The organism is Halogeometricum borinquense DSM 11551 (assembly GCF_000172995.2).
In the GTDB taxonomy this organism is placed as follows: domain Archaea; phylum Halobacteriota; class Halobacteria; order Halobacteriales; family Haloferacaceae; genus Halogeometricum; species Halogeometricum borinquense.
Map to the genome: position 1 here is coordinate 705,236 of NC_014729.1, position 22,968 is coordinate 728,203.

Here is a 22,968-nt window from a genome sequence, read left to right on the forward strand (position 1 = left end):
TTTTGTCATGTCTTGCTTGTGTATTATATTTGCCTCATTTTCCCGAACAATGATATGCTAAAGCTAGGTCGATCAGACGACGAACACAAATATATAATGGTTGATTCTTTTTGGAGCTATGATGCCCAAACCACACGAATGAGCGATTCTATAGACTATATATCAGAACAATTATCATCTGTGTTGAACAGACTGCTCCTGGTGAAGATATGTCAGAATGTATTCTTCTCTTCAATTACTATCAGAACTCACACTGTTTTGGGCCCCGCGTCTCAGTCGTCGCTGAAACTCGACAGCGTGAGCGGTTCCGCCTCATCCCAGCGTGGGTCGAACATCTCGCGGATGTCGGTGGCGAACTCGGCGTCCTTGAGGTCTATCATCGCAAACGCCTCGCCGGGGTCGAGCGGGTTCGGCACTTCGATACACACTTCGACATCGTCGATGAGGTTGAACGTCCCCGACAGTTGTTCTGTCGTTCGGACCTCGAACTGCGGGTGATTCTCCAAGCGCGTGACGTAGCGCTTGCCGACCGTTTTCGGCAGCGACGCGACGAGGTCGGGAGACATCAACACCGACACGTTGACGCCGCGGTCCAGTGCGGCTTCCAGTTCTTCGGTGATGAGTTCACCGACGCGTCCGATGTCGAACTGCGGTGAGAGCGTCCCGGCGACGATGACGAGCGAACTGTCGGCCGCCGAGAGCCGTTCGAGTAACAGGTCTACGGACTCTTCCATCCCAACAGCGGCGGTCCAGAACTGCCCCTGAACGGGTTCTGCTGTCTCCAGTTCGTCGGTGAGGTCGTCAACGACGGCCTGGTACTGTTCGGCTTTCTCCTCTAACTCCCGGTGTTTCGTCTCTAAAAGTCGGTCCAACGCGGTGTCGGGTTCGACCGCGACGTACTTCTTCGGACGACTCGCCGCTTGACTCCGCACGAGACTGTGCTGTTCGAGACTGTTCAGCACGTCGTAGATGCGTCCCATCGGCACGTCGCTGGCACGGGACAGTTCTTTCGCCGTTGTCGCGCCCGTCCGTAACAACGAGCGATATGCTCGCGCCTCATACTCAGATAATCCGAGGTCCCGCAGACTAGCCATAGTAGTACCACAGGTCCCACGGTTAAAAACAAAACGGGAGTTTACACATTCTGCTGGTTCACGAGTGACACCCTATCGAGGGGCGTCTCACACGCCGTCTGTGATATCTGAGACGGCGGTCATCAACTGCTCAGGTGTGGTGACCGTCCGTTCGCGGTCACCGAGGCTGACGACTGCTTCGGAAGCCGAAACACCGTCGGCGTCGGGGACGACGACTTTCTCGTGGTCAGCGACGCGCAGGGCCGCACGGTGAAGGTCCGATCCTGCTGTCGCGCCGACAGCGACGACAAGCGTCGGACGCGTTACTCGTGCTGCGACTGATCCGTATCCGGCGACTTGGACGCCGATTCGGTCCCACGCACCCGCGAACGCGCCGATTGCTTCCTGTGCTGCGTCTTCGTATGGTTCCTCGCCCGTCGCCGCCGCGAGGTCACAGAGTGCGTTCGCCATCTCGACGTTCGCATCCAGCGGTCGAAGCGGCCGGTCGAGCAGTCCGGAACCCGACGCCAAGCCGTCTCTGAACGCACCGCCGTCCGCTTTGAGTTCGTCGATAGCCACGTCCGCAACGGCCTGTGCCCGGTCGAGGTACCAGTCGTCACCGAGGACCTGTCGTGCCCGGACGAACGCACTGACTGTCCGCGCGTGGTCTTCGAGGAGGTGTGTCTCGCCTGTTGTCTCGCCCGCGTCGAAATGCGTCACGTCCCCGTCATCGATGAGTCGCGTGTCGAGGAAGTCGAGCGTTCGAACCGCGTAGTCGCGGGCGGTGCCGTCGTCGGTGTACGCGGTGAGCGTCAAGAGGGCGTCGGCGGCGAGTGCGTTCGCACCCGCGTAGGCCGTCAGGTCTCGACGCGGTCCGGCGCTCTCCGCGCGCTCTTCGGCGGTCTGTCCGTAGTAGTTCTCGTCGCCGGGACCGACACTGCCGCCGAACGCCGCCCCGTTCCAGAGGCGGTCGGCGAGGAAGTCGCGGGTCTCCATCGCTGGGTTGAGGAGGTCATCGTCGCCCGTATAGAGGTAGCCGTTGGCGAACGCGCGCACGAGGGCGGCGTTCGAGTCGAGCAGTTTCTCGTGGTGTGGGTCCGACCAGTCGCGCCCGTCGGCGTAGCGGAAGAACCCGCCTTCCACGTCGTCAAATAGGGTTTCGGCTATCGTCCGGAGCGTCTCCACCGCCTGCCGCCGGGATCGTTTCAGGGCGAACTCTATCGTTCGCGGCATCGGGAACTTCGTCCCGTCACCCCATCCGGCGAAGCGGTCGTCGTATTTCTCGTCGAGTTGTCCGGCGAGGTGTTCTTCGATGTGCGACTCGACGGGACCTTCGGGCGTCGGGTCGTCTGCGAGCGCGCGCGGCACACGGCCGGACGAGTCGCCCTTCTCGGACCACGTCTCGCGCACTCGGTCGAGCACCTGCCGCATCCCGTCGGGACCGAGATACATCGCTCCCGTGATGAGTTCGCCCGACGGCGTACAGAATACTGTCGAGGGGAACCCGCCCATGTTGTAGCGTTCGCGGACGCGCGGATGACGGTCTACGTCCACTCGGACGGGGACGAAGTCGTCGTTCACGTTCGCGGCGATGCGCGGTTCGCCGTACGTCTCGACATCCATCTCGTGACACCCGTCGCACCATGTCGCCGTAAGCGACAGCAACACGGGTTTCTCGTCCGCTCGGGCCTCCTCGAACGCCTCCGGTCCCCACTTGTGCCACTCGACGCGCGTCTCGTCGTCCGTCATGCCTCACGCTGGGTCGTCGCGGGGGGTAAGCCCTTCGAGGTGGTTTGACTCCCGCGGCACAAGGGCTATCAACGACGACCGAAAAGACACGGGCATGCAGACGCGCTGGGTCATCGCGGCACTCCTCTCGATACCCCTCTTGGATACGCTTCTATTGGTCCCGTTGGCCAGTACTATCGGGTTCGCCCCGACGGTCCTGTTGGTCGTACTGACCGGACTCGTTGGGATGCTCCTCGTTCGCGCCGAAGGCCGCCACACGCTCTCGAAACTCCAACAGAAGGTCGCCACCGGCGGGATTCCGACCGACGAACTGTTAGACGGCGGCTTGCTCATCGCTGCCGGAGCATTCCTCCTCACGCCGGGCGTCGTGACGGACCTCCTCGGGTTCCTCCTCGCTATCCCGGTGACGCGGTATCCCATCCGCAAAGTGGTGAAACGCTTCGTCGTCCGACCGTATCTGGAAAAGCAGACCGACGGCTTCGTCTCGGGTAACGTCTGGGTCGGCGGCTTCCCCGACGAGGATGTCGTCAACCTCGACCCCGAAAACTACGGCCGAGCTGACGACGACAACACCTGACGCGCGCGGTCTGAATTTCGCTATTTTCGTTATGACCTCATCCCTGTCTCGAACTCGGACGCTGCCGTGTGGGTATCACTGTAGCGTGTCTCCGGTCCAATCGCCCGCCGTGCGGCGTTCGTGACGCTCACTAACACCCGACGCCCCCGCCTCGAAAAGAAACTCTTAAACTAATCCTCGAACAACCACTGAATGCGCTCACCTGGGCCAATAGCTCAGTCAGGTTGAGCGCTCGGCTGATAACCGGGAGGCCCGCGGTTCAAATCCGCGTTGGCCCATGCCCAGGACGGCCGGTCTTTGACCGGCCCCGTCTGGGGGGCTCAACTCCCCAGCCACCTAATTTCCGTACTTCACACTTCTGAGCCGCAGCTATTTCATCTTAAGTTCATTCACGGTTTGAACGGTGGTCGCCGCCGTCTGTCGATTCGAATAGCCGACGGAGGTGACCCCGCGTGACGTTCGCCCAGCGGAACCTCTCCGTAGGCGGGTTCTCGACGGAGAAAGACTGCGAATTCCGCTGTCCGCACTGTCGCGCTCGCTGTACTGAATCTCCTGTCAACGAAACGGAATTCGGACATCGGGACGGTTGCCCTCGGCGTCCAACACATCTGCCAACTGGCGGGGGCGGTGCGACCTATGAAGACATCCGCGGCGACGAACTCGCCACAGATGGAAGAGGTTCCCGCGCATGAGCCTCGCGCCGTCCAAGCGCGGGGGCAACGCCGCTGAATCTACCGTTCACCAACTTGTTGACGGCCTCCGGTACGTTCCGGACTCGGAAGCCGAACATTACGACGCCGAAGTTGTCGAACTCCTTTTACCGAGTGCCGACCTTCCGTTCGTCGGCATCTGTCTCCTCGAGGTCGGCGTCGCTGTCGAAATCAAGAGCGCCATGGCCGTCTACGGCCAAGCCCAGCGCCGCGGCCGCTTCCTCATCCGCCAATCGAAGCATATCGCGCAGGGAGTCGTCGAACATATCGACTCTGCGCGGTCTGTCGTCGAGAACACGCTCGAGGAAGCTGCTGACGATCTCGTGCGTGCGGAGACGTTCGGTGACGATGATCCGTGGAGTCGGTGGCTCGATCACTACGTCGAAGACGTTGAAGAGGGGGCGGGAAGCGGGAACCGCGACGTTCTGGAGTTCGGGTGGAAGCCGAGTGATCGACACGACGCGAAGCGACTCATCCGCGCGGGCGCGATGAAGTGGGCGGAAGTCGCGGGTGAGGATATGCCGCGATTTGCGAGGGAGTTTGAGGTTGAAATGACGCTCGCGGATAACTCACGGTTCAACCTCGACTGGAGAGCCTTGAAGAAACTCCTGCCACGGAACTACTCGCTGACGCCGTCGCACGGCTGAGGCGGGGCCTCGTGAGTGGCAACACTATTCGTCGCCTGTTTTTGCGGTAATCGTTTCTGCTTTTCTGCCGGTTCTGGTACTTGGCTGGAGGTTCTTGATCGGCATCGTCATCGAGGCCGACGAGCGACTGCCTTCGAAACTGGCGGGGGTACCCCACTTGTCCGTTAGGGGTGTCGGTAAAGACCGACACGGACAGATTACCTCAGCCTTCGCTTCGCTCAGGCTTCAGATGAAACAGACGAAGCATGGTCGCCGCGCCTACTCGGCGCGGCTTGGCGCGTATTAGATGTAGTGTGAGCCGCCGTTTCCTTCTACTTGTCAATTATAGCTTATCTATGTAGAGAGAAGATACTCCTCACTGTTGAGGTAATCACTTGGGTGAAGGAGCGACAATTGATTGGTCCAAGTTCAGAGTACACGGGAAGTCTCCCAGGACATTTTCGTTCTCGTTTAACTCAGGAGAATCTAGTCTATCATATCCATACTATAATATATATATATATATATATATATATAGATGACAAATATTGTCGGGAGGTATGCCAACGAGATTGTTGTCGTTTTTTGGATCTTATGACTTTTTAGCTAAGACCTTGCCCGGAATTGCATTCGTTGTAGGAATATTTCCATTATGTTGAATTAATCCCCGACGTATCTGCTGAGCCGCCAAGAGTTTCATTGCTTTGGAGGCCACATAACCAAGGGTCTTCCACCGGATCTTCGAGGGGGTGAGTTTCCCGCTGGCAGTGTTCGCCTTCAGTCACAGCACGGTGACAAAGAAGACCGAACTGGCGTCAAAATACGATGTTAGAAGCTGATGCCGTACCCGTTCTTTTTTGCGAACTCAATGAGGTTAATGCACATCTCAATCGTTCGATCTACGATCTCCATTCGATCGTCGTCAAGTTGATCCTCGAGGTTCTTGCGGGCAACTTCAAGTGACGTGACGAACGTATCGAGTCCTTCTATATCTCGGACTACTCCGTCCTCGTCACGATACTTGAATAATATCTCTGCTATTGATGGCTCTCCCGTATCTACTACCTGTGTTGTTGGATTTTTATAGATCATAAACACATCATCCTGCCGTAAGTTCTCTTTAAAGTGCTTATATTCGGAGATTTCATCGAGGGAGTCGTCGTATTTTGAGTTTTCAACATGGTAACGGTAGAACTGTTTACCAGTTGCAAGCGTCTCCTTCTCGTCAGGGACAACTAGTGAGAATGTACTACTCATATTCTCACCACGGGCTCACGCTTTTGGCTACTCTATACATCAGCTCAAGCACCTCATTGGTCCACCTGTACGTTTCAACTTGATCAGAGTCTATGTCTTCGTGTTCACCAGTGTTGTCCATTCCCCTCGGGACAATAGCACATGCCTCAGTGTTCGCGAAGTCGTCTCCTGACAGATCCAATACGGACTTGTTCAATCGATCCGGATTTTCAATCTTAGGAACACCATTTTCGTCTTGAGGTATTCCTGAGTTCTGTATATCGGCGATCTTATTTTCCGCTTGTTTGATCGCCTCTCTTGCATGATCGTCATTACTTGAGCCAGTTTTTTCTTCGACGGCTTTCACAACTTCCCCCTTCTCCTTGTCCATGATTAGCTTGTCAATTTCTGGGTTTTCTTCAGTGTATACATGAAATCCCTTAGCCATATTATCGTGAGCCGGAACTACTACAAGTTCATCTCTCTCGTCAAAGTCCTTAACAAAGCTTTCAACAAGATTTTTCTCCGGATGTGACGAGAGAACTTCCCCAACGTCACCTTGGTCCCCACCGAGATCTTTGGGTGAGTCACCGATTCTCCAGAGGTCCTCGAAGAACTCATCGTATTTGTCATCGTCTACGGTCTGTTCTAACTCAGCGAGTAACTCGTCACTCAATCCCATCTCTTTGAGCGCCACCAGTGGTGACGCCACAGTATCCCGATCAGGGAGGTTGTTCCAGCGGGGCATCCGCTGAACGTGCACGTCTGAGTGCTCCATGCGATGGAGTGAGACTATTCGCGTGAATGAATAGCGAGATCAGTGAGATGGTCCTCTTCTTCAAGTGTTGACTCCGATAGAGAGTCTGCAAAGAACTGAATTCTGTCTGGTTCCAGCTCTTCTTTGAATTGATTGAGACATGTAACAAGCCGCCCTCTATTTATTGCACCAATTGTAGTATCCTTGAACCAGATATCTGTGTCTGTATAGACGCTTACTAAAATACTTGTCATTGGACTCGAATCATCGTAGCCATCTATGTCATGGCTAACCTCAAATCGCAGAGGATCAATTGAAGAGCTGCCAAGGATGTCGTCTTCATTACGTCTATTAACGACCTTATAGTATTGATCGTTCTCAGAACAAAGATATCGGTTTTCACCACTAATATAGAATTTTGTCAATCCCGACCCGAACTTAACGTTGGAAACGATCCGTTGATAGCCATCTTCCGTCGTGGATTCGCTAAACTGCTCAAATATCTCTGATACGTCTAATCCATCTTGATCTTCATACTCATAGCTTTCTGCGATAAGATCAGTGGACTCGAAGTCATATATCTGATCCAGTGATACCTCATTTGGGTATGTGAATTCTCCAACTTCTATGCTAGTCGGTCGATAAAAACAGCCAAATGCATCAGATATGAGTGAAATTACAGTAGTAACATTCTGGTGTGATTCTTGAACTGATTCTCCGACATCATCAATTCGAAATGTCCATGATGCATCTAAGTGAGGATTTGAGACGATGAAATCAGTATTAGGGATCATTACTGCCATTGCACCTCATTTTTGTTTATTTTACCTGTGATAACCTTGTTTCCGACCACAATACGGACAGCATCAATGGGTACTGATCCAAATTGGATTTTCTTCATTATGTACGATTCAATGTACCGTTTTGCGTCCTCTAGCGGCTTACCTCTCAATTCTCCTTTTTCATCAATAGGGCTTTTGAAATTTAACTCAACTATCCTTTCGTGATGATCAACATTAAACTCATTAGATACGTCTTCAATTTTCTTACTAACAGAATCAGATTCAAACTTGTCTATAGTCTTACCTATCTCACCACTAATGAAATCTTTATCGACGTATCCTTTCTTTGGACTCTTTTGTTCTGCCCAGATGGCTTTATTCCCCTCCACAGCCAAGATGTCAATTCGATCTTCCCTGTCCGGTTCCATCTCAACATATTCTGACTGTCTTACGTATGCAGCGAGTCGTTCTGTCTCAAATGCCACACCATCAAATACACTGTTCGGATCGTTATTTGACAACGATCCAATTGAATCGTCACCATCAACGACTGTTGTTGCGTCCCGCTGGGCGACATCCATCGTTTCTTCGAGTCGGGCCAGGTACTCCAGAATTCGTTCTGACCCATGTCCCTCAGCGATCTCTGTCAATAAGTTTCGTCGCCACTTTCCAAGTGTTGCAGCATGGTACTCGGAGAAGTCCTCGACAGTAGTGCCCATTACTGCACTGAACAGGTCTGTTCCACGTCTCTCCGCAATTTCGAGGGCGGATGAATCACCGGTAGCGATCACCTGGTCCACAGCCGAAGCGTTTCCTTCAGTACGGTACCCCAACAAGTCATTCAGTTGTTCTTGCTGGTCGGATGAGAGCGATCCCGAGTCATCGATAGCTAGATCCTCAGCAAAGTCGAAGCCTCGGGGGGTATCCGTACCATTGGCATTCAGCAGTGCCGCCAAAAGTTCCGGGCGAAGGCTCTCTGAGCCCTCACTGTAAGACTCTAGTAACGCTCTAATTTTCTCCTCTTGCTCTTCGTCAATGTCGAACTTAGAGAGTGCAAGCCCCAATCGGGCCGATTGAGGAACACGCTGAACGTGCACGTCTGAGTGCTCCATGCGATGCACGCCGATTTTCCCACCTTGCATCACGCGCTGGGCGGTTTCTTCGGCTTCCCGCTCTAAGCGCGGGTCAGGATCAATCTCTAACTCGCCTTCTTGGGGAAGCATCGACACCGCGCCACCAGTTTGTTGGCGCACGTGCGCTAACTCGTGGGCGAGAATATGCTGGCCTTCAGCACTTGATGGATCGTATTCGCCGTGGTTGAACGCGATGTGATTCCCGACGGTAAACGCGCGGGCGTTGATATCCTCGCAAGCTTTCGCGGCCGATGGACCCGTATGGATGCGTACATCGCCCAGATTGTCGCCCATCCGATCTTCCATCGCACGCTGGATGCTCGTGTCGAGTTGCTGGCCCGGCGAGGAAATCACGTCTCGTACGGAGTCAGGCACGTTCGTGTCGCCAGCTTTCGACGCCTCGTGGTGCGCGCCGCGACTACGCTGGACAGATTTAGCGTTCCGGCGTTCGATGTCCTTTGGGACTTCTGCGGGACGCTGTTTTTGCCGTTCACGGAACGCGCGCATGTCGCGTGGTTTGCCCATCGTATCGACGGTCATTCCCTCGTCGGCCCATTCTCGGACTTGACCTGCGCCGTGTTTCTTGGCCAGTCGCTGAATCTTCGTATCCAGCCCGTCCATGTATATTTCGACGCCGAATCGTGATTCACACTCTTGGGGTGTTAGCGAACCACCGCCACTCCGGCCTCGATCACGACCTGAGCCTCCCGTCAGCTCTTGGATCGAGGGGACAGACGAGGACCGATCACCCTCACGGGTTCGTTCCTCTGTAGATCGAAATCCCATCTTTCTACCTGATTGACAGCAACCCCATATAATTCCTCTCCGTTCGAGACCGAACGTTTCTGTACGGACGAGGACAGTGCGTGAGCGCCGTTAGAACAGCGCAGAGAGAACGGCGAGGTCGTCGGCCGACGGCCACGTGTAGAGCGCCCACGCGCCGAACACGTAGGCCATGAGCGGGACTTCGAGGCCGAATGCCCACGGGACCACGAACGGCGTGAGGAGTGCCCCGACCATCGTCGGCGCGAGGTTCGCAACGACGACGACGACCACGGGCGTCCCAGCGGGATAGTTGAGTTCGAGACGCGGTGGAACGAGTCGATCGACGAGATCCAACGGGCGGGTTGCCTCGATCCACGGCCACGCCACCGCAGCATGCGTGAGTTCGTGCGCGAGTACTGCGGGGAACATAACGAGCGCCCCGAGGAGATCGACGAGGCCGACATTCTCTGAATCCGTATCAGAGGTCGTCGTCATCGCGGACGAGCACCTCCGCCGTTCCATAAGCTAAACAGTGCAAGCGCCGCGCCGAACAGGATCGACATGAACGCTCCAATCTTGGCCGCAGGCGGGAGGAACGGCATGAGGAACCCGCCGATCAGGATCGAAATCACTGCGGGGAGATCAGCGCGACCCTCAGTGAGGATGTAGAGAATCGTGCCGATCCCGATCCCGAGCATGGCTGGCGCAACCGGCCCAAGGAGATCCATGAACGGCTTGACGAACCCCGCCCACGCGTCGCCCTCTTTCCACGGATCGTCGTAGGGGCTGTCGTACTGTGCGACCGTACTCGAGAGAACCCACGCGACCTCCAGGAGAACCGAGGACGTCACCGCGGACGCACCCCCGAACGCCCGGTGAACATGTAGATCACAAATAGACCCATTGACCACGTGAGTGGCGACGCGATCATAACCGCACCCCACGACGGAAGGCCCGCATTGACGAGCATATCCGCTAAGGCGTATATCAATACGAACGACGAAACGACCTCGTCAGTACCGGAGATCGTCGCAACTGACGCGAGCGACGACCCGCCGAAGTCGAAAGTCTTTGACGCCGCGTTGACGCATCTTACCGAGTCCGAGGAGAATCTGCAGGACGTTCGTGTCAAGTACTCGCCCCAGATGGTGAAGGACTGCTGTAACACGCAGGTTCTGGGACTTCGGTATCGGACGTCTGTTGAGAGTCGGTGGCGGAGATAAACCTTCAGTCTCGCACGAGGTAGTTTTATTCACCAACTCAACTATTAGATACTACTTTCTAGATTGGTTTTGGGAGTTTAGTCGGATTGTTTACTCTACTTGTGACAAATTTAGCTATTCCCTGATTAGTTCCGTAGTTCCTTTTCACTGGCCAATCCATCCATGAACCTACGTCCTAAGTCAGATACCTCATACTGTTTGTACATATCCCGATCCAGCAGGCCCTTATTCAACAACAATTCGCATCTTTTTTCTGTTAATTCTATGCTCTTTCCTACTTTTTTTGAAATTTGGTCAACCCTCTGTGCCTGATCTTCTTGTTGAACTGCTTCAATAATTCTATAATCAATAACCTCCATCCATGGTATTTTCGTATGGGACCGAAGTGGACTGAGTCTATATAATCTGAGAAAATAGTGGGCGGTATGACGTTTCCCCTCAGTAGCTAAATATTTAAAATCTGGAAGTATTGTTGAGATATACGGGATAGATTGGTAAACTAGTGTGAGTACCAGAATCAATATTATGGAAGAAATCAAATACGATTTACCTCCTCCGTAATATCCAGTTATCACTCCGGAGGCTAATCCTATGAACAATAGCAGTGTAGTAAGTGTAGAGAAGAATAGACTAGCATCTGTGAGCCGAGAGAAAGAGGATATCTCTCTGGCGTTGTAATCGGACCAGCCCGAATCTGCTCCTTTCGGCTTCTTGTGTGTCTGAGATACTAGAACTAGAGTGACCGAGAATATCCACAGCAATCCACCAATAATTGTTGCATAAGAATTGACTGCATTAGAGACCGAGACTGACTTAATGTTCGAATTTGAAACGACTGCAAGGGCAGTAAGAAAGGCAGAAATCTGGATTACGTTATATTTTTGAATACTGTCTAATCGGTCCATCAAATGCTCATACCGAGGGTCAACGGAGGTTTGATCCTCGTCACTTCCCATAGAAAATAAATTCTGTAGTATTTTATATATGCTGTGATCATTTCTCCTATGAAACGGAAACTAAAATATCACCTCCGCAGAAACCTCCAGAATTAAGTCATTCTCAGTACAGTTTTTGATTGGGAATGGCGACTCCAACGACTATTCCGATCAGCGTACTTTCTATCCTCTTGCTCCTAGCTCCGGGATTGGTAGGTCTTCAAATATTTTTCAAATATGCTCAGAGGAGACCTTCCCCATCACGTACTAAGTGGGTTGCTTGGAGCGCTCTCACCAGTTTAATTTCGCTTGTATTGCTCTATTTATTCTCGGGATTTTATTTACTGAACCTAAGAAGGATTGCCAGTAGTCTGAGTGGATTTCTTGGTATAATTTCTATCAATGGTATTGAACTATCTGCCACAAGTGCTTTATTCTTGTACCTATCCCATATATTTGTTATATTCGTTGGATCATCTCTTCTTGGGTTGTTTGATCGAAATATTCTAAACAAAGACGAAATTCTTGATCCACGTGAGCCATGGGAATACGCATTTGATGAAATTCCGGTAGATGGTGAAGAATTAGATATCTATCTTCAAGATGGTGTTCAACTACGAGGAGAGTTCAATGAGAGAGCGTGGGATAGCTCCAAACGCGAATTATTCCTTGAAAATCCGTATAAAGTTGAATCAGATGGCAAGGGTGGACAATCTCTATCGGATTTGGGTAGAAGCATTTTAATTCAATCTAAGGCAGTTTCGCATATTGTGTTTGCTACTGAAGATCCCGACCAGAAACGAATAGAATCTATTGAGGTCACTTCTGAAACAGCAGGAGAAATAGAAAACCTGATTAACGAAGTATTGACCCCTGACGTTACTGGCTATGAAGATCAAGAAAAGAGAGACAACAAGCAGGATGACGAAGAGGATGCGGATTAATTCAAATTTTGTCCACTATATCTAATTCACTTTTTTCGGTATAGTCTGGATATTTCTGATATACATACCGTAATAATCTATCCAAAGGGGTATCTTGATATCTCTTTTTTATACTCTCTGCAGCTTTGAGCACGTGGTCAACATCTCTGTTCTCATCGTTTATGAGGGACTTGACCACTCTTCTCCCCTCATCAGTTAGTGAATAGATGTATTTCTCATTACCCGATACAGTAGTTTCAGTACGTCTTTCTATGATTCCCTTATTCTCTAATGTCTTGATTGAACCAGCTAATGACGGTGAAAATGGTCCGTATTTGTCAGACTTAAATTCGTGTAGCTCAGAGATGTCTTTTTCTTTTTGAGTTAAAAATGCCAGCTTTTGAAAACGAGTAGCTCCCTCTATCTCCGCGTTATTATTTACATACATCAATGCCAGAGGGAGTAAGACATCAGCCATTGTTTCTGATCTCTTGCTTCTTCTTATATAATATACTCCAACCCAGAGTCCTAAGAGTGTTGCTGTATCTCGATTCTTCGGATACACCTTCTGTCTGAGAAGCTCAGAACCACTTCCACCGAACCTTCACTCCGAATCCACGAATCGGATTTACTACAACCCAGACCTTCAGTCACCAGTACAATGCGTTCGAGCTACCGGCACGCCAGGTCAGGGGGAGCCTGAAGTGGCGGAAGACGACGATACCGTACAGATAGATCGTTCGAACTTCCTCGAAAGAACGCGCCACACGTGCCCGAACGGGCATTCCGACTGGGATCCAACGAACTCACACGTCTGGTGTCGGACCTGCCAACGAATCAACGAGGGCGGGTGCGGTGAGATCGACCCGGACAAACACAAAAACGATTCACTGAATCCCGACCGCTCACCGCCCCCATCGACTGTACGACAACCGGCTCAGCGTGTAGTAGCCCTCGCTGAGGATGTACTTACTCGCTTTCAGCGAGAACGAAATCGGGTTGTCGCTGAGACGAGAGAGGTATTCACCGCTCTTGTCGTACACGCGGTCGAGATGACCCGGATTAAGCATCTGGTTTGCGCCGTAGCAGTGGACGGGCTTTTTCGAGCGCTCGCAAATCTCCGTGGCTTGCCGCATCGAGCTTTCGATGAACAGATCCGCGCCAGTTGAGCAGTACACATCCGCCTTGTACTCGGCGTGGTTGCCGTCCCGCTGCCGGATCTCTTTCGACGGGAGATCCATCATGACCAAGTTGTCGTACTCGATGCCGTGCCTGTCGAGCCATGCTTCGGTCTCGTCGCGGTACTTTTCCAGCCGGCACGTCACCAGCCAGCCGATGGTTTGGGTGGGGACGACCCGCGGTTCGACCGTCGTGAGAAACTCCCGGTAGCGCCGTCCGTCGTCGTTTTCCTCGCGCGTTGGGTCGCGGCAGAGGACGCCGTCGATATCGACGCAGAAGTTCTTGAGCATCGGGTGGTGCATCATGTTCCACTCGAACACGCGCGGTTTGCTGACGACATCTACCCAGTGGTCAACGTGCTTGTGCCCCTGCGAGGAGATGTACATCGCGCCGTACTCGATATCGAACGGGAAATCGTGTTCTGCGAGTTGGCGTTTCGTCTCCTGCATCTGACGCCCGGTATCGACGGAATCATCGACGACCAACACCGTCTCTACGTCCTCGAACGAATCGACTCCGTCGTATCGACGCCCCGTCTGTAGGAGGCGTCCCTCACATAACCCCTCGATGTCGGTCATCGGCACATCGAGGTTCAAACAAAGCAGATTCGCGGCGAGGAGTCCGCTTCTCGGGATGCCGGCGACCAGGTCGATACGGGTGGGGAGTTCCCGAGCCAGTTGGCGGGCACTACTGTTCAGCTGAGATATACTTCTGTGGTTCACTATAGCTTGTTCACATTTTGTGAGCGTATTACTCTAGCTACGATAACGCAGTTTAAGAGGCTCAATATCCTGTTTAGGGGGAACAAAATGTACTGTTCCACAGTGAAAGTGCTGAAACAGTCCCCGATTTTAATGTTGTCAGAAATACATAATTGTCTCTTGTTCACACACATCAATTTTACTCGATTCCGTATCACAGTACTATTATATCCGCTAGCGTCGTACGATGCTTCGATGCCCGAAATAAGCGTCTCAGATACCCTGTACCGCCAACTCGTCTCCGTCTCAGAGGGCGATGATTTGGACGAGACGATGTGGAAGATGGTGGCCCACTACGGTCGCGGCAACCAACCGGGTGACTGAATCCGCTGTAGGCGTTTCCGCACGACGATTTCTGCGACTCTCTTTTGGCACGTGGCCGTCGTTTCCAGCGGTGCCTCCGGCACGACGCGGAAATTATTTTTCTCGCGCAGTGACAGTTAGAGCGTGGCTTCCTCCATCCCCTTCACCGACCGCATCGCAGACGGATGGCGACGCTCCGCCGACGCCCTCTGGTTGGTATTCGTCCCCGTCGTTACCGCCCTGTTCTCCGTAGACAAGATACTCCGTATTACCTTGATAAACCGGTTTCACGTCGGATTCAAGTTCCTCAACCTTCCTTCTCCGATAGAGTCCGTCTGGCGTTTCGTCAACGTCCCCCAATCCGGTGTTCACATCGATTCAGGACCTGCGATTCCCATTCTCGCTGTCTTGGTTCTCGTGACGATGTTTCTCCTCGGCGGCTACCTCGGCAGTATCCGCCGGTTGCTCGACGCCGACGAGGACCAGTTTGACTTCACTCACGACGCCTTCGCCTACCTCGGCCCGATGGCCGTCTGGGCCGCTGTGCCGTCGTTAGTGACCGTTAGCGTCGCAATGCTTGCGGGCGGGTTCGGTACCGTTGAGGGGAATACGCTCCTCCCATTGGTGTTTGTCATCATCGCCGGCGCGCTCGTCTTCGGCTATCTGTTTTACGCCGCGCCGTTCCTCGTCGTGCTCCGCGAGACCGGCCTCGTCGACGCACTTCGCGGCAGTTACCACCTTGCCGTCTCCGGCGGTCCGTACGCCTCGTACGCGCTGGGATACGTCTTTTTCTCGTTCGTCGTCTCCGGAGCTCTGTCGCTTATCGTCGTCAATCTCGGTATTGTCGGTCTCCTCGTCGGCATCCCGCTTGGCGGCCGTCTCGGTCTCGCTACGACGACGGCGACGATGCGGTTCGTCGCCGACGTGGACGATCAGTCACCGACGCTCTGTGAGTGGGACGATGGCGGTGATGATCCGTTCCAACAGAACGCCGGCGAGCAGGCATCGAACGCCTATGGGAAAGCATCGAACGCTGACGACCGATTAGGGGACGAGTTCGACCGCGACGGAACGCGCTGAAGTCACATTCGCCGTCTCACGGGTCGATAGGGGATGAGCGACGCTCAGATCTCGCCCAGTTGCTCTTTTTTCCGCATCAAGTAGAGGAAGTACGGCCCGCCGACGAGTCCACTGATGATCCCGACCGGGAGTTGCACCGGACTTAGCGCGAGTCGAGCGCCAACATCCGCGCCGACCAAGAGTGCGGGCCCGACGAAAAGACAACCGATCAGCAGGCGCTTGGAGTTGCTTCCGACGATGTTTCGAACCATGTGCGGAACGATGAGTCCGACGAAGCCGATGAGTCCCGCGACCGCGATGGCGGCGGCCGTCGAGAGGATGGCGATGGCGGCGACGAAGAACCGAACTCGCTCGACGGGCATGCCGAGCGACTTCGCCGTTTCCTCGCCTAACAGCAGCACGTCCAACTGCCGCGTGACTAACAGCGCGAGGAGAACTGCAAGAACGGTGAACGGAAGCGCGATACGAATCTGCTCCCAGTCGGTCCCGAGAAGCGACCCCGAAAGCCACATTTGGGCGGACATGGCGACGCCGAGGTTGTCGATGAAGAAAAACAGCGCGCGCTGGAGTGACCCGAACACGGTCCCGACGATGACGCCCGCGAGGACGAGACGGACCGGATTCGTTCCGTCTTTCCACGCGATAATGTAGACGAGCAAGAACGCGCCTGCGCCACCGAGTGCCGCGAGAATCGGCAGAAACGGGAGTAGACCGGTGAACGTCGTCAGAGCGAGCAGCACGACCAATCCCGCACCGTCGCTCACGCCCAAGATGTACGGGCTGGCGAGTTCGTTCTGCGTGACGACCTGAAAGATTGCGCCGGAAACCGCGAGATTTGCCCCGACGAGGATACCGACGAGAATTCGCGGGAGGCGGATGTTCCAGACGATGAGTTGCTGGCGCGACAGCCACGCCGGAATGTCGTCACCGAAAAGAAACGCCCGCCAGACGGCTTCGCTGAACAGTACTTGACCGTCGAATACGGTGTGCCACGCCTCACTGAGCGTTAGCGGGTACGCGCCGAAACTCACCTGGAGGAGCGTCGCAACCAACAGGACGCCGAGGCTTCCGACGATGAGCGTCGCCAGTTTGGTATCTACCCACGTCTCCCGGACTCGTTCACTCCGCTCTGAAAGCCCCGCCATCGCTCGCCTACAGGTCCCCGTTGATAATGTCCGCGACTCGCTGTCGGTCGAACAACTGTTCGTCTTCGGGAACCGAACCGAGTGCCCCCGGCCATTCACCGAACGCTTCGGGGAACACCTGCTTTGCGAGCGCCTCCGTCGAGTAGAGGTCCACGATAGGACCCATGAACTGCCCGCCGGTTCGGACGAGGTTCCCTTCTTTGACGGCCGTCAACTCCTGTCCGTTCGAGTTGTTCTCGAACGGTTCGACGACGGTCGAGACGAACTCGTCGTGCGTGAGCGACGTGAGACCGCCGACCGCGCCGATGTAGTCCGGGTCGATGTCGAGGAGTTTTTCGTATCCGATGGGCCCATCCGGTATCTGTCCCTCGAAGGCATCTTTGAGACCGAGGACGCGATACGTTCGAGTGTTGTTCTGTTTCGCGTGAATAGGCGAGATACGGAACGTCCCCGAATCGGGGTTGACCCCGCGCCAGATGGCGGCGACGGTTGGACGTTCGCTTTTCGGTGGGAGTTTCGATTCGATATTCGAGATGAACTCGTCGTACAGCGACTGCCACGCTCGGAATCGCGCTTGCCGCTGGAATATCTGTCCGGCTTTCTCGAACGCACCGTACAGGTCGTAGTACGGTTCGTGTTCGTTGATCGAGGACGACGCAAATCGGATGGTTGATCCCAGGAACGGTCCGGTCGCGTTCGAGATCTCCTCGATATCCGCGTCGGACCAGTTAGCGTAGAACTTCAGCGACCGCGGATCGATGAGATGTACGTCAACGTCCGCAGCGTAGAAGTTCTCCTTGTCGAATCCTTCTTCGGCGCTACTCGCCAGTTTCGTCACCGAGTCCGGATCGAACGAAACGTCTGGGAGATGCTCGTAGTACTTCAGCGGCGCGCGGTCGAGACTCGCTGTCGCGGACGGCTGTTTCCCGAGGGCCATCCCGATGTCCATCCACACGCTGGGGATGACCGCGTACGTCTTCGGAACGCTCTCGAACGTGTGCGGCGGGTTCGGTTCGACGGTGACGGTGTAAGAGTCGTCCTCCGTAGTCGCCTTCGACTCTGTCTCGGACTGTGCGGTGTTTCCAGTCTGGGTCGATTCGTCGTCTGCTGGACTCGTTTCGGTGGTGCTGCTGGAACAACCAGCAACGCCCACCGCAAGGAGACTCGCGCCACTAGCCAGTACTCGTCGTCTGCTCGGCATGGTTTTAGGTTGCCCTAATATCGGATAGTGATTCCTTCCGTTCGATGTAACACGGCGTGATACGGATCACACAGTCCGATACAGCTAACGCGTCACGATACACCGGGATGGTGAACAGACGAATCGGTTTTACACGGTGAAACAGTCGGACTGACGATCAGTTGTCGTGATACGCAAAGCCGAAATCAGGCATCGTCTGCGGTCACCCGCTTTCTGAGCGGCGTCGCATGCGTCCGCTTCCGTTCGAACAGTTCCCGTGCCCAGGTAACGACCGCTGGATGTCCACATCTGATGACGTCGAACGTCCTGCCGTGTTCGTCTCCGACGGACAGATACACCTCATCGTCGATGAGATCCACGTTACAGGGGAACCGCTCTTCGACGCTGTAGTAGATGGCCTCCCCGTGTTCGCTTTCGATGTTCTGCCACCGAGTCCGTATGTCGGGGTTATCAAGGGCGACAGCGGCCGCTTCCGAGTCGTACACGACTTTCGCGTCCGGATCTGTTCCCTGTCGCGTTGCCTCTGCGTGAGCGTGCATCGGGAGACTGGTGAACGACCCGACGAGCGCGCGCACGGACGATGCTCGTCGCACGGCGTTTGCGACCGCTCTCGGGGCGGCCATCGGGTCCGCGTTCTCGCTGACGACGCGTTCGCCCTCGGCAAGCACGCCGATATTGAAGTCGAACCACTCCGTCGGCAGTCGTTCGACGAGATCGGGATGGCTCTGCCCGACGGACATCGTTCCCAATAGTTGGCTGAAATCCTCGTACACCAGTTTGCCGTATGCAGTGAGGCAGTACTCGCTCGTTTCGTGGTTCCGCCGGACCCACCCTCGCTCTTCTAAATCTCGGAGGATTCGACTGAGCGTCACTCTCGTCACGCTCGTCCCCACCTTCAGTTCGTCGCGCGTACGCGAACCGTCGGAGAGGAGTTCGAGAACCCGCACTCGGTGTTCTGACCGAGCGAGGAACGCGACCGCTTCGACCGCATCGTCGGACGAACGCACAGTTACTCGCTCGCCGCTCGAATCTGTCGAACTCATCATATGTGTCTGAACAGTCGGGTTTATTTAGGCCAGCCTAAAAGAGTTCTCAACTCCGGCGTTTGGTGGCCGACTCGTCGCCCCGAAGTCAGACGATGAACGACGAGAGTCCGAGGCTCTCCGCAGTCAGCCACGCGAGAAACGCGAGGTAGGTCCCAACGAGTAGATACGCCTCCCGACGGGTGAGACGCATCTCCGTGCGGAGGACGGCGAAAAACGCCACTGACGCGACGACGAGAAAACCCATCATCGGTACAACGGCACCGAGCGAGATAGTCGCTCGCCCGGCCGCGAGAACCCCGACCGGCAGCACGACTAACAGGGCGAAAATGTTGCTCCCGAGGACGTTTGCGAGGCTCACGTCGGCGTTCCCCCGGCGAGCGGCCACGACGCTGACGAACGTGTCGGGGAGGCTCGTCCCGGCGGCGACGACGGTGAGGCCCCAAAGAAATGTCGAGGTACCGAACGCGTCGCCAAACCCTACCGCGGCGCGGACGAGCAGTTCCGCGGAGACGACGATGACGGCCAAGGAGACGACTAAACGAGCCCATTCGCGTTCGACGTTCACCGCGTCCGGATCCACGCCGAACGGGGAAGCCAGCCGATGTTCGAGCGTATCGTGGTACTGGATGAAGATGTAGAGTCCGTACAGCAGGAGTGGAAACATGGCGATACCGGGCGTAATCTCCCCTGTAAGGGGGTCTCCGACAGCCGTGCCGTCGTAGACGACGGCGAGGGTGAACGTCAGAAAGACGACGGCGATAGAGAGCAAGTAGAACTGTGCCTCTTTGAACACGAGGTCGCGGTTCGACGCCAGCGACCCGCCACCCGCGAGTGTGGAGATCGCCGGAATGATGAGAATGTTAAATACAGCCGATCCGACGACGGCCCCGACACCGATTTCGAACGCACCGTAGCGTACCGAGGCGATGACTGTACTCGCCAGTTCGGGGAAACTCGATCCGACAGCGGCGACGACGGCACCCTGCACGACCGGCGGCAGTCCGTAGTACGCGCCGAGGCTGTCCGCCGCTTCGACGAGTAACTCACCGCCGCGGAACGCGAGCGCCGCTCCGACGACCGCGGCACCGAGTAAGAGCGTCAGCGTGAATGCAGTGGCAGCCATCTGCGCTTAGAACCCTTCCCGAAGGTAGGTTCGCTCGTCCGGGAACAGGTCTGCAAGCGTCTCCCGGACGGTCGCGTCCGAGACGGTGAGGTCACCGGTCCGTTCGAGTTCGGCCGCCTCGCGCGCGCCGACAGCCAACTGTGAGAGTGCGCCCACGTCGAGTTCGGCGTCCGGCGTGGTCTCGACGCGGTTCACACGCGCTCCCGCGGCGTCCACGCGGAGCTCGAACGTATCGTCGTTCCACGCACACCGCTCATCGGAGACCGCGAGGACGACCGATTCCTGCACGTCGTACGAGAGCGCGGTCAGCGCCGCTTCAACGTCCACGATTCGAGCCATCGGCCCCGTCTTTATTTCCAGCGTCGCCGCGCGCGGGTCGGGTAACCCCTCAATCGGGCGCGACCACTCGGAAAGCGTGGTGAACGTCACCGTCTCTACTTGCGAGTCGTGGTCGCGGCAGAAGCGAAGCAGGTGCGCGCGTGCCTCGTGATCCGTGAACGCGCGCTCCCACACGCGCATGTCCCTGCCGTCGTCGCCTTCGGAAATCGTATAAATGAGGTATCCGCGGAGCGTCTCCTCGTCGTCGAACCAACCGTAGACGTAAGGGTCGGTCTCCCACCCGCGGAATGTGCGTTCGCGCCACCACCCATCAGTCCGCCGGACGGCGAGCGCTTCGGTCGCCCACGTCTCGTGAACCTTGCGGATGGCCGCTAAGTCCTTGTCCGGGTCCAGCGTCCGGAACGTCCCAGCGGGTTGCGGCGCACTGTCCGCGAGTTGCTCGGGCGGTATCGACGCCTCCGCGTAGTTAGTGCAGGTGGCCCATCCCAACCGGCGGTAGAACTCGTATTCGAACGGCCAGAGTACCGAGAACGCCGTTCCCTCCTCGCGGTAGTGTTCGAGAAGGGCGTCCAACATCGCGCTGACGGCTCCCTGTCGGCGACCTTCTGGCGGCGAGGCGACGGCCGACACGCCGCCCGCGGCGTGCCAGTCACCGCGGATGCGGACGGTGAAATCGTAACTGCCGCAGACGGTTCGGAGGTCGTCGGGATCTGGTTCCTCATCGGGCGGCGCGTCGTAGTAACCAAATCTGGTGAACAGGTCGGGAAGCGGTCGGTCCTGCTCCTGCCAATCTGGCCCTTCTGTCGGTCGGAAGGCGTAGTCTACCATCGCGCGGAAGGCGTCGCGGTGGTCCGCAGGAAGTTGTCGGAGGAACATACTGCATCCCTCACCGTCCGGCGTATAAGTGATTGTGTAACTATGCGACAGTACGGCACGAACCGAGCCATTCAGGGTCGTGTGGTTCCGAGTGCGGGTATGAGCCATGACGAGACGGCCGACGAGAACGACGGGGAGACGAGTCTGTTCGCGCTTTCTCGTGACAAATTACTGTTGGTGCTCATCATCTTCGTCGGTGTCGCCGGGACTGGCCTTGCACGGCGGTTTCTCGGTGAATTCGGCTACAACAACGTCGGACGGATCGTGTTCATTCTCGGCTACGGCGGGATGATATTCATCGTCTGGTACGGTTGGATTCGGCCGATGGATATCACTGGACCGCAGAGCCGGTGACGATGGACACCCCGTCTAATCTCCCGAGAAGAACGGAACTTTAATACTCGATTCGTGCCGATTCTCGCGGTAAGGATGCTCCCCCTACAAGTCATCGACAGCTTTCTGCTCAACTACAACATTGGGCAGGCGCTGTTGCTCGCCTTTGTCTTGGCGACAGTCGGCGCGTTGCCGCTGAAATCCACGAAAATAATCGCTGCCAACACGGTCCTGTTCGGCGTCATCTTCATCTTGACGCCGCAGGCGCTGGTCCCCACGCACTACCTCTTCCTCGGCATCGCGCTCCTCGTCGTCGGTCCGCTGCTCTGGACGACGTCGAAGAACTAACCTTCCAGACGCCCCGTCCGACCCGCAATCCCCGCATCCTTGCAGGTGCGTCCCTGCGACAGCGGCTCGCAGACGCAGTCTTTCTCCTTCGAAGAACGCGACGTTTAACCCACCGCGACAACAACGGGCGTGCATGGCACAACCGCGCGTCCCGGGCGGCCGTGGTGAGGAACTCGATCTCCCGTGCGGGGAGACGAAACGAGTTCGGAGCCTCGACCTCGGTCTCCGCGAGTTCGACTGTTCGTGCGGCGACACGCACGCTGTGGTGATGGACGTGCATCCGCCGGACCGGTTCCTTCCCGAGTTTCTCGTCGAAGTCCTCCGCGAGGCCATCGAGACGACAAGCGAGGACATGCCCGAGTTCGGCACCCCGCATCTGATGGGAATCGTCCTCGAAGAGTTCCCCCGACAGGTCGTCTCCGCGGACGTGAGCGACGACGGCGAAGTTGGGACAGGTATTATCTGGGTGACTGACTTCGACTCGCGTCGTCTCCACGAGATAATCGTCGAACTGGTCGTCGAACTGATGGAACACGCGGTCTCGCACGCAGAAGACGACTCCGCCGTCTCGGAGTTCGAGACGAAGATGCTCGATTTCGACGTGAGCGAGTTCGTCGAACAGTATCGGCAGCAGCGTGATCTCTCCGAAGACGACGTGTACGCATAGTTCGTTTTTACTGTATCTCTCCTTGACAAAACGTCCCGCGAGACTGTCTGACAGCTGTCTCACTGACAGTTAAGCCGG

General features: G+C 55.7%; 25 protein-coding genes and 1 tRNA gene. 10 read left to right on the forward strand and 16 right to left on the reverse strand.

Annotation, left to right across the window (positions count from 1 at the left end; genetic code table 11):
* Positions 1 to 272: 272 nt before the first annotated feature.
* Both HBOR_RS03675 and HBOR_RS03680 read right to left on the reverse strand, forming a co-directional pair.
* The gene (locus HBOR_RS03675; protein ID WP_006055071.1) at positions 273 to 1,094 is read right to left on the reverse strand and encodes a TrmB family transcriptional regulator; all 822 of its coding nucleotides are present in this window, start codon (positions 1,092 to 1,094) and stop codon (positions 273 to 275) included.
* An 87-nt stretch (positions 1,095 to 1,181) separates the two neighbouring features.
* Positions 1,182 to 2,822, reverse strand: a complete 1,641-nt coding sequence (locus tag HBOR_RS03680) for a DUF255 domain-containing protein (protein WP_006055070.1) — start codon at positions 2,820 to 2,822, stop codon at positions 1,182 to 1,184.
* 94 nt (positions 2,823 to 2,916) lie between these two features.
* On the opposite strand from HBOR_RS03680, the gene HBOR_RS03685 reads away from it, so the two are divergent.
* The 3 genes from HBOR_RS03685 to HBOR_RS20265 all read left to right on the forward strand — a co-directional run bounded on the left by HBOR_RS03685 (position 2,917) and on the right by HBOR_RS20265 (position 4,756).
* Positions 2,917 to 3,399 (forward strand): FxsA family protein, encoded by a 483-nt coding sequence (locus tag HBOR_RS03685; protein ID WP_006055069.1) that lies wholly within the window; start codon positions 2,917 to 2,919, stop codon positions 3,397 to 3,399.
* A gap of 204 nt (positions 3,400 to 3,603) precedes the next feature.
* A tRNA-Ile gene (locus tag HBOR_RS03690) sits at positions 3,604 to 3,677 on the forward strand.
* 410 nt (positions 3,678 to 4,087) lie between these two features.
* Positions 4,088 to 4,756, forward strand: a complete 669-nt coding sequence (locus tag HBOR_RS20265) for a hypothetical protein (protein WP_013440487.1) — start codon at positions 4,088 to 4,090, stop codon at positions 4,754 to 4,756.
* 807 nt (positions 4,757 to 5,563) lie between these two features.
* On the opposite strand, the gene HBOR_RS03700 is transcribed toward HBOR_RS20265, so the two are convergent.
* The 6 genes from HBOR_RS03700 to HBOR_RS03720 all read right to left on the reverse strand — a co-directional run bounded on the left by HBOR_RS03700 (position 5,564) and on the right by HBOR_RS03720 (position 10,259).
* Entirely contained in the window at positions 5,564 to 5,992 is a 429-nt protein-coding gene (locus tag HBOR_RS03700) for a hypothetical protein (protein ID WP_006055067.1), read from the reverse strand.
* A 4-nt stretch (positions 5,993 to 5,996) separates the two neighbouring features.
* Positions 5,997 to 6,749, reverse strand: a complete 753-nt coding sequence (locus HBOR_RS03705; RefSeq protein WP_006055066.1) for a hypothetical protein — start codon at positions 6,747 to 6,749, stop codon at positions 5,997 to 5,999.
* Between the two features lie 14 nt (positions 6,750 to 6,763).
* Complete coding sequence (locus HBOR_RS19645; protein WP_144018700.1) at positions 6,764 to 7,531, reverse strand: hypothetical protein; 768 nt, start codon at positions 7,529 to 7,531, stop codon at positions 6,764 to 6,766.
* Positions 7,522 to 9,429, reverse strand: coding sequence for an eCIS core domain-containing protein (locus HBOR_RS20635; protein ID WP_244880403.1), 1,908 nt, complete (start codon positions 9,427 to 9,429; stop codon positions 7,522 to 7,524). The genes HBOR_RS19645 and HBOR_RS20635 overlap by 10 nt, the downstream gene beginning before the upstream one ends.
* 90 nt (positions 9,430 to 9,519) lie before the next feature.
* Complete coding sequence (locus HBOR_RS03715) at positions 9,520 to 9,903, reverse strand: hypothetical protein (protein WP_013440489.1); 384 nt, start codon at positions 9,901 to 9,903, stop codon at positions 9,520 to 9,522.
* Positions 9,900 to 10,259: a hypothetical protein gene (locus HBOR_RS03720; protein WP_006055063.1), complete on the reverse strand. Its 360-nt coding sequence runs from the start codon at positions 10,257 to 10,259 to the stop codon at positions 9,900 to 9,902. Before HBOR_RS03720 ends, HBOR_RS03715 begins: the two co-directional genes overlap by 4 nt.
* Before the next feature lie 117 nt (positions 10,260 to 10,376).
* Between HBOR_RS03720 and HBOR_RS03725 the strand changes: the two genes are divergently transcribed.
* Positions 10,377 to 10,631, forward strand: coding sequence for a DUF7386 family protein (locus HBOR_RS03725; RefSeq protein ID WP_049890553.1), 255 nt, complete (start codon positions 10,377 to 10,379; stop codon positions 10,629 to 10,631).
* Between the two features lie 125 nt (positions 10,632 to 10,756).
* Here the strand turns inward: HBOR_RS03725 and HBOR_RS19650 are convergent, their stop codons facing one another.
* Positions 10,757 to 11,587: a hypothetical protein gene (locus HBOR_RS19650; RefSeq protein ID WP_013440491.1), complete on the reverse strand. Its 831-nt coding sequence runs from the start codon at positions 11,585 to 11,587 to the stop codon at positions 10,757 to 10,759.
* A 125-nt stretch (positions 11,588 to 11,712) separates the two neighbouring features.
* Here HBOR_RS19650 and HBOR_RS03735 point away from each other — a divergent pair, with 125 nt between their 5' ends.
* Positions 11,713 to 12,510 (forward strand): DUF6338 family protein, encoded by a 798-nt coding sequence (locus HBOR_RS03735; RefSeq protein ID WP_006053595.1) that lies wholly within the window; start codon positions 11,713 to 11,715, stop codon positions 12,508 to 12,510.
* 1 nt (position 12,511) lies between these two features.
* Here HBOR_RS03735 and HBOR_RS03740 read toward each other — a convergent pair whose 3' ends face one another.
* Positions 12,512 to 12,967 carry a winged helix-turn-helix transcriptional regulator gene (locus HBOR_RS03740; RefSeq protein ID WP_006053596.1) on the reverse strand — a complete coding sequence of 152 codons (456 nt, stop codon included), beginning with the start codon at positions 12,965 to 12,967 and terminating at the stop codon, positions 12,512 to 12,514.
* Between the two features lie 427 nt (positions 12,968 to 13,394).
* Positions 13,395 to 14,390: a phosphoribosyltransferase family protein gene (locus HBOR_RS03745; protein ID WP_013440493.1), complete on the reverse strand. Its 996-nt coding sequence runs from the start codon at positions 14,388 to 14,390 to the stop codon at positions 13,395 to 13,397.
* A 234-nt stretch (positions 14,391 to 14,624) separates the two neighbouring features.
* Between HBOR_RS03745 and HBOR_RS20440 the strand changes: the two genes are divergently transcribed.
* Both HBOR_RS20440 and HBOR_RS03750 read left to right on the forward strand, forming a co-directional pair.
* Positions 14,625 to 14,753, forward strand: a complete 129-nt coding sequence (locus tag HBOR_RS20440) for a hypothetical protein (protein ID WP_006053598.1) — start codon at positions 14,625 to 14,627, stop codon at positions 14,751 to 14,753.
* A 123-nt stretch (positions 14,754 to 14,876) separates the two neighbouring features.
* Entirely contained in the window at positions 14,877 to 15,812 is a 936-nt protein-coding gene (locus HBOR_RS03750) for a hypothetical protein (RefSeq protein WP_006053599.1), read from the forward strand.
* Between the two features lie 44 nt (positions 15,813 to 15,856).
* Here HBOR_RS03750 and HBOR_RS03755 read toward each other — a convergent pair whose 3' ends face one another.
* The 5 genes from HBOR_RS03755 to HBOR_RS03775 all read right to left on the reverse strand — a co-directional run bounded on the left by HBOR_RS03755 (position 15,857) and on the right by HBOR_RS03775 (position 21,542).
* On the reverse strand, positions 15,857 to 16,957 hold the full coding sequence (locus HBOR_RS03755) for a FecCD family ABC transporter permease (RefSeq protein ID WP_006053600.1): 1,101 nt from the start codon (positions 16,955 to 16,957) through the stop codon (positions 15,857 to 15,859).
* Positions 16,958 to 16,964: 7 nt separating this feature from the next.
* The gene (locus tag HBOR_RS03760) at positions 16,965 to 18,158 is read right to left on the reverse strand and encodes an ABC transporter substrate-binding protein (protein ID WP_013440494.1); all 1,194 of its coding nucleotides are present in this window, start codon (positions 18,156 to 18,158) and stop codon (positions 16,965 to 16,967) included.
* A gap of 185 nt (positions 18,159 to 18,343) precedes the next feature.
* Complete coding sequence (locus HBOR_RS03765; protein ID WP_006053602.1) at positions 18,344 to 19,204, reverse strand: helix-turn-helix transcriptional regulator; 861 nt, start codon at positions 19,202 to 19,204, stop codon at positions 18,344 to 18,346.
* Between the two features lie 85 nt (positions 19,205 to 19,289).
* Positions 19,290 to 20,327 (reverse strand): sodium:calcium antiporter, encoded by a 1,038-nt coding sequence (locus tag HBOR_RS03770; RefSeq protein WP_006053603.1) that lies wholly within the window; start codon positions 20,325 to 20,327, stop codon positions 19,290 to 19,292.
* Between the two features lie 6 nt (positions 20,328 to 20,333).
* Positions 20,334 to 21,542, reverse strand: a complete 1,209-nt coding sequence (locus tag HBOR_RS03775) for a GNAT family N-acetyltransferase (RefSeq protein ID WP_006053604.1) — start codon at positions 21,540 to 21,542, stop codon at positions 20,334 to 20,336.
* A 99-nt stretch (positions 21,543 to 21,641) separates the two neighbouring features.
* Between HBOR_RS03775 and HBOR_RS03780 the strand changes: the two genes are divergently transcribed.
* The 3 genes from HBOR_RS03780 to HBOR_RS03790 all read left to right on the forward strand — a co-directional run bounded on the left by HBOR_RS03780 (position 21,642) and on the right by HBOR_RS03790 (position 22,890).
* Positions 21,642 to 21,896, forward strand: coding sequence for a hypothetical protein (locus HBOR_RS03780; protein WP_049890555.1), 255 nt, complete (start codon positions 21,642 to 21,644; stop codon positions 21,894 to 21,896).
* Positions 21,897 to 21,971: 75 nt separating this feature from the next.
* On the forward strand, positions 21,972 to 22,223 hold the full coding sequence (locus HBOR_RS03785) for a hypothetical protein (protein WP_006053606.1): 252 nt from the start codon (positions 21,972 to 21,974) through the stop codon (positions 22,221 to 22,223).
* 133 nt (positions 22,224 to 22,356) lie between these two features.
* Positions 22,357 to 22,890, forward strand: a complete 534-nt coding sequence (locus HBOR_RS03790) for a DUF5815 family protein (protein WP_006053607.1) — start codon at positions 22,357 to 22,359, stop codon at positions 22,888 to 22,890.
* Positions 22,891 to 22,968: the final 78 nt, after the last annotated feature.

What these genes read in the sequence shown, in the direction of transcription:
- HBOR_RS03675 (WP_006055071.1), bottom strand. Translation starts at nt 1,094, where the DNA reads ATGGCTAGTCTGCGGGACCTCGGATTATCTGAGTATGAGGCGCGAGCA.
- HBOR_RS03680 (WP_006055070.1), bottom strand. Translation starts at nt 2,822, where the DNA reads ATGACGGACGACGAGACGCGCGTCGAGTGGCACAAGTGGGGACCGGAG.
- HBOR_RS03685 (WP_006055069.1), top strand. Translation starts at nt 2,917, where the DNA reads ATGCAGACGCGCTGGGTCATCGCGGCACTCCTCTCGATACCCCTCTTG.
- HBOR_RS20265 (WP_013440487.1), top strand. Translation starts at nt 4,088, where the DNA reads ATGAGCCTCGCGCCGTCCAAGCGCGGGGGCAACGCCGCTGAATCTACC.
- HBOR_RS03700 (WP_006055067.1), bottom strand. Translation starts at nt 5,992, where the DNA reads ATGAGTAGTACATTCTCACTAGTTGTCCCTGACGAGAAGGAGACGCTT.
- HBOR_RS03705 (WP_006055066.1), bottom strand. Translation starts at nt 6,749, where the DNA reads ATGGAGCACTCAGACGTGCACGTTCAGCGGATGCCCCGCTGGAACAAC.
- HBOR_RS19645 (WP_144018700.1), bottom strand. Translation starts at nt 7,531, where the DNA reads ATGGCAGTAATGATCCCTAATACTGATTTCATCGTCTCAAATCCTCAC.
- HBOR_RS20635 (WP_244880403.1), bottom strand. Translation starts at nt 9,429, where the DNA reads ATGGGATTTCGATCTACAGAGGAACGAACCCGTGAGGGTGATCGGTCC.
- HBOR_RS03715 (WP_013440489.1), bottom strand. Translation starts at nt 9,903, where the DNA reads ATGACGACGACCTCTGATACGGATTCAGAGAATGTCGGCCTCGTCGAT.
- HBOR_RS19650 (WP_013440491.1), bottom strand. Translation starts at nt 11,587, where the DNA reads ATGGGAAGTGACGAGGATCAAACCTCCGTTGACCCTCGGTATGAGCAT.
- HBOR_RS03735 (WP_006053595.1), top strand. Translation starts at nt 11,713, where the DNA reads ATGGCGACTCCAACGACTATTCCGATCAGCGTACTTTCTATCCTCTTG.
- HBOR_RS03740 (WP_006053596.1), bottom strand. Translation starts at nt 12,967, where the DNA reads ATGGCTGATGTCTTACTCCCTCTGGCATTGATGTATGTAAATAATAAC.
- HBOR_RS20440 (WP_006053598.1), top strand. Translation starts at nt 14,625, where the DNA reads ATGCCCGAAATAAGCGTCTCAGATACCCTGTACCGCCAACTCGTCTCC.
- HBOR_RS03755 (WP_006053600.1), bottom strand. Translation starts at nt 16,957, where the DNA reads ATGGCGGGGCTTTCAGAGCGGAGTGAACGAGTCCGGGAGACGTGGGTA.
- HBOR_RS03760 (WP_013440494.1), bottom strand. Translation starts at nt 18,158, where the DNA reads ATGCCGAGCAGACGACGAGTACTGGCTAGTGGCGCGAGTCTCCTTGCG.
- HBOR_RS03765 (WP_006053602.1), bottom strand. Translation starts at nt 19,204, where the DNA reads ATGATGAGTTCGACAGATTCGAGCGGCGAGCGAGTAACTGTGCGTTCG.
- HBOR_RS03770 (WP_006053603.1), bottom strand. Translation starts at nt 20,327, where the DNA reads ATGGCTGCCACTGCATTCACGCTGACGCTCTTACTCGGTGCCGCGGTC.
- HBOR_RS03775 (WP_006053604.1), bottom strand. Translation starts at nt 21,542, where the DNA reads ATGTTCCTCCGACAACTTCCTGCGGACCACCGCGACGCCTTCCGCGCG.
- HBOR_RS03780 (WP_049890555.1), top strand. Translation starts at nt 21,642, where the DNA reads ATGAGCCATGACGAGACGGCCGACGAGAACGACGGGGAGACGAGTCTG.
- HBOR_RS03785 (WP_006053606.1), top strand. Translation starts at nt 21,972, where the DNA reads ATGCTCCCCCTACAAGTCATCGACAGCTTTCTGCTCAACTACAACATT.
- HBOR_RS03790 (WP_006053607.1), top strand. Translation starts at nt 22,357, where the DNA reads ATGGCACAACCGCGCGTCCCGGGCGGCCGTGGTGAGGAACTCGATCTC.